Below are 360 nucleotides of genomic sequence, written 5' to 3'. Positions count from 1 at the left end.
ATCAGCTGCTCAATGGTAATTTCGACATTTTTGCCGTTGTAGTTTACGTTAAACCAGGGCACATATTTGGAGACATTATCCTCAAGCGAAAGGACACCCTCGTCCTCAAGTGCCAGCATCGCCAACGCCGTAAATGCTTTTGTGGTTGAGCCAAGCTCAAATAATGTATCCTCCGTTACCGGCGTTTTTGCCCTTATATTGCTGAATCCATACTGCTCATATAGGATTTCCGTCCCGTTTGTTACAGTTATTGATGCTCCGGGAGCCTTATCTCCCTCCATCGCTTGCGAGATAATATGTTGTATCTCATCCGAATGGAGCGTCGTACGGATTTCATTTTCAGAAAATGCATAGACCGGT

Annotated in this window: 1 protein-coding gene; it reads right to left on the bottom strand. The window is 45.0% G+C overall.

Annotated elements, in window-relative coordinates; all coding sequences use genetic code 11:
* A partial coding sequence (locus tag RCF13_RS14690) for a serine hydrolase domain-containing protein (protein WP_308141287.1) occupies positions 1-360 on the bottom strand: 360 nt, incomplete at both ends.

The organism is Stenotrophomonas maltophilia group sp. RNC7 (genome assembly GCF_030910085.1).
GTDB classification, from domain to species: Bacteria; Pseudomonadota; Gammaproteobacteria; order Xanthomonadales; family Xanthomonadaceae; genus Stenotrophomonas; species Stenotrophomonas sepilia.
This window is presented reverse-complemented; position numbering and strand designations above follow the sequence as displayed.